The sequence below is a fragment of the Nocardia sp. NPDC060220 genome, from assembly GCF_042727815.1.
Classification (GTDB): Bacteria; Actinomycetota; Actinomycetes; order Mycobacteriales; family Mycobacteriaceae; genus Nocardia.
Window position 1 is genome coordinate 1 of the sequence record NZ_JBHWZY010000366.1, and the last position, 6514, is coordinate 6514.

A 6514-nucleotide genomic window follows, 5' to 3' on the forward strand; every position below is an offset into this window, starting at 1 on the left:
CCCCGAGGTGGTGTACGTGGCGACCGGCGGGCGGCGCGAGGGGGACCCGGAGTGGGCGGCACGGGTGGGGCTGCACCGGGAGCGCAGGCCGGGCGCGTGGCGGACCGAGGAAACCTGTGAGGTCGCGGAGCTGCCGTCGACGTGCCGTCGGGGGCGACATCGTTCACCGTCACCGTCCAGTAGCCGTCGGTGGCGTCGAGCACGGTGTTCAGGTGGGCGGCGATCGGACCGGAGATCCGCGTCGGCGCGGCCACCGGAGCCGTGGTGAAGGTGAGCGCGGCGCCCTCGCTGATCCGGGCGTCCTTGGCACAGATATCGGGCAGCGGGACCAGGCCGGCCGTGCCCTGCGCGGCATCACGCGAGCAGATGGTGGTCAGGCTCGGATCCACCGAAACGCGTTGCGCGACACCGGGCGCAGTGCGCAGGCTGCCGTCGTGGCGGGCGCCCGGCGCGGTGCCGGAGGAGGCGGCGTCGAGATACATCCGCCGGTACTGCATGCCCGGCCGCGGGAAGGCGACGTCGGCGGTCCACTGCCCACTGCCCTGCTGCCACAACGTGACCGGGTCGTAGCGGTCGATACCGTTGTCGATTCCCTTGAGCCACTTGTCGAACCACGCGCGCTGCAACGAATCCGCCGGCGCGGGCGCACCCGGCTGGCCGAGTCCCGAACTCACCGTCACGTGGTAGACGTCGTCCATGACGAGCTTCTTCTGCTCGGCGGGCACGTTCACCGCGTTGTAGATGCGCGGGGTGGAGTAGGTGAAGATGTCGTGCCAGCCGCCGTAGAGGAAGGTCGGCACCCGCACCTGATCGGGCGAACCCACCCAGGCGGTCCGCAGCGCGCTCTCGTCGTCGAGGATCGACGCCATCTCCGGCGGGATCTGCTCCACGTTCGGAGTGGTCAGCGCGGCGATGAGCACGTTGAAGAAGGTGAACGGGTCGGTCACCCGGTCGCGCAGCCAGACCCAGTCGAATCTGCCGTTCAGCATCGACATCAGATCGGGCAGCAGCTTCGCGCCGTCGACGGCGAGCAGCCAGGCCGGGATGAACCCGATCCCGAGCGCGCCACCCGGGGCGGCGACATCGCGGATCAGGTCGCTACCGGGCACGATCGGGAAGATCGCCTTGAGCGCCTCGGGGTGCCGCTGCGCGGTCTGCAGCTGGTTGATCGCCGAGTAGGAGATGCCGCTCATCCCGATCTTGCCGTCGGACCAGCCCTGTTTCGCGGCCCAGTCGACGATTTCCACACCGTCGAGCTGCTCGCGTTCACCGAAGACCTGCCAGGTGCCCTGGGAGAAGCCGGTGCCGCGCACGTCGACGACCACCTGGGTGTACCCGCCGCGGATCAGATTCCGGTCGACGCCGAAGGTGCGGGCCGCGCCGCCGGGCAGCGCGTTCATCATGTCGCTGAGGCTGCTGAAACCGAACGGCGAGAAGTCCAGGTTCTGCAGCACCGGCATCAGCAGGTCCGACAGGCCGGGAACCGCGAGCGCCGAGTCGGCGACGTTGGTGACCAGCTTGGTGTAGGGCGTCATATTGACGATCGTGGGCGTCGGCTCGGCGACGGGCTGACCGTCCGCACCGGCCGGGTGATAGACGTTCGCTTTCAATACGGTGCCGTCACTCATGGTGATCGGCACATCCCACTCGATGAAGACGTTGGGGTACTGCTGCGGCCCGTTATGGGTGGCGACGAACTGCGTGTCGAGACCCTCGGCATTCGGCGATGCTTGTCCGACCGGTGCGGATGCGACGGCGCCTGCCATTACGACGACGGATGCGACCAGCGCAGCCAGCCGCCCACGATGTGTGATCATGCTTCGGTTCAGCCCTCCACCATCGGGAACTCCGACGTTCCCGTACCGGGAAGTAACGTAGCGTGGGTCACGTCCGATCGCAAGAACATGTTCTGGGCAATCCTCGTTCAGCGCCCGCGCGCGCCCCACCGCGGTCACCTGACAGAATTGGCGTTGTGACAGCGTCCGAACTCGATGACGGCCGCCGGTACCGCGGGGCCGCCCCTGGGCAACGTCAGCAGGACCGCCGCACCCGGTTGCTCGAGGCGGCCACGGACGCCTTCGGCATCGACGGCTACCGCAACACCACAGTCACCACGATCTGCGCGGCGGCCGGGGTCGGCAAACGCTACTTCTACGAGTCCTTCACCGACAGTGAGGATCTGCTGCTCGAGGTGTACCGCGAGACGGCCGCCAGGATGATCGAGGCGATCCATACCGGCCTGCGCGAGGCCGAGGCCGTCGACGCTCAGGTGCGGGTCGGCCTGACCGCGTACTTCCAGCTCATCCTCGACGACCCCCGGGTTCCCCGGATCGCTTTCTTCGAGATCCTCGGCGTGAGCCCCGCGGTCGACCGGGCCTATCACGACGTTCTCGACGCGTTGGTCGATATCTGCATGGCCCTGATCACCCCGCATGTCGACCTGGAAACCCACCCTGCCGTCAGCGTGCGCACGGTGCTGTTCGGCCTGGTCGGCGCCATCGTGATCATCGCCCAGAAGTGGGTGCTCGACGCCTACCGCCAGCCGATGGCCGATGTGGTGGACAGCGCGTGCCTGGTGGTCAACGCGGTGCTGGCGCGGATCGGACCGGACGGCGACCGACGGTGACGCCGGAACTGCGGCACCTGCGCTATCTGGCCGCTGTCGCCGAGCACGGGAACTTCACCCGGGCCGCGGAGCAGCTACACCTCTCGCAGCCGACGCTGTCGCACCAGATCAAGCAGCTCGAGCGCGCCGTCGGGGCGGTGTTGCTCGACCGGACCGGGCGCAGCGTGCGGCTCACCGACGCGGGGGCGGCCTATCTGGCGCATGCCCGCCGAGCTGTCGACGAGGTCGCCGCGGCGCAGCGGGCCGTGCACGACGTCACCGATCTCAGTCGCGGCCTGCTCCGCTTCGCCACCACTCCCACCTTCACGCCCTATCTGGTCGGCCCGCTGATCGCGGCGTTCCGGGCCCGGTATCCGGGGGTCACCGTCGAGTTCGGTGAGTTGTCCCAGGACGCCATGGAGTCCGAGCTGCTCGATGACCGCCTCGACCTCGGCATCGCGTTCGCTCCACCGCGGCTGCCCGGCATCACGGCCGAAGCGCTGTACGAGGAGACTCTGGCCGCCGTAGCCGGCATCGCCGCGCGCCCCGCGCTACCAGAGTCCGTGACACCCGACGATCTGACCGGCCGCGATCTCGCTCTGCTCAATTCGACGTTCGCGACCCGCCACCACATCGACAGCTACCTCCACGACCACGGCGTTTCGCCACGAATCGCGGTGGAGGTCAATTCGATTCAGGCACTGCTGGAGGTGGTATCCACCTCGGACCTGATGACGATCCTGCCCGAGTCGGTCACCGAAACCCATCCCCCACTCGCCCGGATTCCACTGCGGCCCAGCATGTCTCGGCGAACCGTCACGCTGCTGTCCGCGGCCGAGGGGCACCGCAGCGCCGCCGCGACAGCTTTCGCCGAATCGGTCCGCGAACAGACGCGGTGAGCGCGTCGGCACGCCCGCTCAGCGCAGCAGTGCGACGATCGCGTCCTGGTGGAGGCGTTCGGCGTTCTGTAGCGCGGTGCGGCCTTCGGCATCGCGGATCTGCGGGTCGGCGCCCGCGGCGAGCAGCGCGGTGACGGTTTCCTGGTAGCGCTGCGAGCCGTCGCCGTAGACGACCGCCTCCTGCAGTGCCGTCCACCGCGGCTTGTTCACATGGTTGACGTCGACGCCCGCGGCGATCAGCATCCGCACGGTGCTCACATGCGCGTGCTCGCTCGCCGGGATGAGTGCCGTACCGCCGTAACGGTTCACACTGCGCAGGTCCGCGCCGTGGCGCAGGGTCGCCGCGAGGATCTCGTCGAGGCCCTCGGCTCCGGCGTACAGGTAGGCGGAGTCCTGGAGGTCGTCCGCGGCGTTCACGTCGGCGCCCGCCTCGATCAAGGCCGATGCGGCCGCGGTCGCCGTGTTCTTGGTGGCGGCGACCAGTGGTGTGCGCCCGTTGTCGCCACGCGTCTCCATATCGGCGCCGCGGGCGATCAGGTCGCGGACCCGGGCGGCATCGTCGGCGACGGCCGCGTCGTAGAGGTCGGCGTCCAGGGCGTGGTCGAGCTGCCTGGTCTGCGGGGTGGCAGCGGAAGTCGTGGCCGACGTCTCGGGCGTCGCCGAGGCGACGGCGGATTCCGGCGTGCCCGGGTCGGCGGAGCAGGCGCCGACGCCCACCGCGAGCACCGCGAGCGCGAGCACGGCCGCGCGGGGGCCACGAACTGCCGGGCGAGCCGGATTCATAGGTATCTCCTCTGGTCAGGTCATGCTCCACCGTGCCCACCCCGTCCCCCCACGTCCAGGACGCAGCGCCGATCGCCACCATCGACACCGTCTATGCGCAGCCGTCAGGACGCGATCCGGGGAACTGGGGCATCTCTGGTTTCGACGAAAAGTAGGCACCGCCCCGTTGATCGACGGTATCGCCGGGTACCCCCGGAATATGACTACTCACGAGAACCGCCAACTCGACGAGGTCATCGAGCGGTTGATCATCCGGTACCCGACCATCGCACCCGCTGAGCTCGCCGACATCGTGCACAACGTCTACGACGCGTTCGGGAAGGTGCACATCCGCAACTATGTTCCGTTGCTCGTCGAACACCATGTGCGAGAAGAACTCGGCAGTCCGACAGGTGAGATCCCACCCATCCCGCATTGACCGGGCGGGCGGCCCCGCTAGCGTTGACGTAGACCCACGCCAACCATGAGGAGGTCCGCATGCCAGACACCGTCCGCGGAGTCATCGCCCGCGCGAAGGATGCGCCGGTCGAAACCGTCGACATCGTGATTCCCGACCCGGGACCGCACGATGTCGTCGTCCGCGTCCAGGCCTGCGGGGTGTGCCACACCGACCTGCACTATCGCGACGGCGGCATCAACGACGAGTTCCCGTTCCTGCTCGGGCACGAAGCCGCCGGTGTGGTCGAGTCCGTCGGCGCGGCGGTGACCCATGTGGCCGCGGGCGATTTCGTCGTCCTCAACTGGCGCGCGGTGTGTGGCGAATGCCGAGCGTGTCGGCGCGGGCGCCCCTGGTACTGCTTCGACACCCACAACGCCAGCGTCCCGATGACGCTCACCGACGGCACCCCGCTCACCCCGGCCCTAGGCGTCGGCGCTTTCGCCGACAAGACCCTCGTGCACGAAAAGCAGTGCACCACGGTCGATTCCGAGACCGATCCCGCCGTCGCCGGCCTGCTCGGCTGTGGCGTGATGGCCGGGATCGGCGCCGCCGTGAACACCGGCAACGTCTCGCGCGGTGACAGCGTCGCGGTGATCGGCTGCGGGGGCGTCGGTGACGCCGCCATCGCCGGTGCGCGCCTCGCCGGTGCGGGCACGATCATCGCGATCGATCGTGATCAGCAAAAACTGGACTGGGCCAAGGACTTCGGCGCCACCCACACCATCGACGCGACCAGCGAGGACGTGGTCGAGCGGATCAAGGAACTCACCGGCGGTTTCGGTGCCGATGTGGTGATCGACGCGGTCGGCCGCCCGGAGACCTGGCAGCAGGCGTTCTACGGGCGCGACCTGGCGGGCACGGTCGTTCTCGTCGGCGTGCCGACACCCGACATGACATTGGAGATGCCGCTGATCGACTTCTTCTCGCACGGCGGTGCGCTGAAATCCTCCTGGTACGGCGACTGCCTGCCCGAGCGCGACTTCCCGATGCTCATCGACCTCTACCGGCAGGGCCGATTGCCGCTGGACCGGTTCGTCACCGAGCGGATCGGCATCGACGGGGTCGAGCAGGCGTTCGCCGCGATGGCGCAGGGCCGGGTGCTGCGTTCGGTGGTGGTGTGGTGACTCGCATCGAAAGAGTCGTCACCTCGGGCACTTTCGCGCTCGACGGCGGCACCTGGGATGTCGACAACAATGTGTGGCTCGTCGGTGACGACACCGAGGTGCTCGTCATCGACGCCGCCCACGACGCCGATGCCATCGCCGCCGCGGTCGGCGACCGGCACGTCACCGCGATCCTGTGCACACACGGCCACAACGACCACGTCACCGTCGCGCCAGAACTCGCGCAGCGCCTCGATGCCCCCGTCCTGCTGCATCCCGGCGACGAGCCCCTCTGGCGCATGACCCACCCGAGGGCCGACTACCACTCGCTGGCGGATACCACCCGGATCACGGTGGCGGGCACCGATATCGACATCCTGCACACCCCCGGCCACTCCCCCGGCTCGGTCTCGCTGCACCTGCCCGACCTCGCGGCCCTGTTCACCGGTGACACCCTGTTCGCGGGAGGCCCGGGCGCCACCGGCCGCTCGTTCTCCGACTTCGACACGATCATCGACTCGATCCGAGACCGATTGCTCACGCTCCCCGAGGAGACCACGGTCCACACCGGTCACGGCGACACCACCACCATCGGCACGGCGGTCCTCGTCTGCGCAGCCTCCTTCGTCATCGCACTGGGAGCCGGCCTGATACCAGCCGTCACCGAAGGCATCTCCGAGACCGC

6 protein-coding genes and 2 pseudogenes are annotated in these 6514 nt (G+C 68.8%); 6 read left to right on the forward strand and 2 right to left on the reverse strand.

Features of this window, described 5'->3' with window-relative positions:
- Positions 1-16: 16 nt before the first annotated feature.
- Positions 17-268: a hypothetical protein gene (locus ACFWF3_RS19560; RefSeq protein WP_379314746.1), complete on the forward strand. Its 252-nt coding sequence runs from the start codon at positions 17-19 to the stop codon at positions 266-268.
- On the opposite strand, the pseudogene ACFWF3_RS19565 reads toward ACFWF3_RS19560, so the two are convergent.
- A pseudogene (locus ACFWF3_RS19565) lies at positions 186-1817 on the reverse strand (CocE/NonD family hydrolase); the annotation flags it as partial. The gene ACFWF3_RS19560 and the pseudogene ACFWF3_RS19565 sit on opposite strands and share 83 nt — an antisense overlap.
- Before the next feature lie 155 nt (positions 1818-1972).
- Here ACFWF3_RS19565 and ACFWF3_RS19570 point away from each other — a divergent pair.
- Complete coding sequence (locus ACFWF3_RS19570) at positions 1973-2626, forward strand: TetR/AcrR family transcriptional regulator (protein WP_378993988.1); 654 nt, start codon at positions 1973-1975, stop codon at positions 2624-2626.
- Positions 2623-3504, forward strand: coding sequence for a transcriptional regulator CynR (cynR, locus tag ACFWF3_RS19575; RefSeq protein WP_379314743.1), 882 nt, complete (start codon positions 2623-2625; stop codon positions 3502-3504). Before ACFWF3_RS19570 ends, cynR begins: the two co-directional genes overlap by 4 nt.
- A gap of 18 nt (positions 3505-3522) precedes the next feature.
- Here the strand turns inward: cynR and ACFWF3_RS19580 are convergent, their stop codons facing one another.
- Positions 3523-4287 carry an ankyrin repeat domain-containing protein gene (locus ACFWF3_RS19580; protein WP_379314744.1) on the reverse strand — a complete coding sequence of 255 codons (765 nt, stop codon included), beginning with the start codon at positions 4285-4287 and terminating at the stop codon, positions 3523-3525.
- A gap of 199 nt (positions 4288-4486) precedes the next feature.
- Here ACFWF3_RS19580 and ACFWF3_RS19585 point away from each other — a divergent pair, with 199 nt between their 5' ends.
- From ACFWF3_RS19585 to ACFWF3_RS19595, 3 genes and pseudogenes are all read left to right on the forward strand, one after another.
- Positions 4487-4705, forward strand: a complete 219-nt coding sequence (locus ACFWF3_RS19585; protein ID WP_358067951.1) for a three-helix bundle dimerization domain-containing protein — start codon at positions 4487-4489, stop codon at positions 4703-4705.
- A gap of 59 nt (positions 4706-4764) precedes the next feature.
- The gene (locus tag ACFWF3_RS19590; protein WP_379314745.1) at positions 4765-5850 is read left to right on the forward strand and encodes an S-(hydroxymethyl)mycothiol dehydrogenase; all 1086 of its coding nucleotides are present in this window, start codon (positions 4765-4767) and stop codon (positions 5848-5850) included.
- A pseudogene (locus ACFWF3_RS19595) lies at positions 5844-6428 on the forward strand (MBL fold metallo-hydrolase); the annotation flags it as partial. The gene ACFWF3_RS19590 and the pseudogene ACFWF3_RS19595, both read left to right, overlap by 7 nt.
- Positions 6429-6514 lie beyond the last annotated feature (86 nt).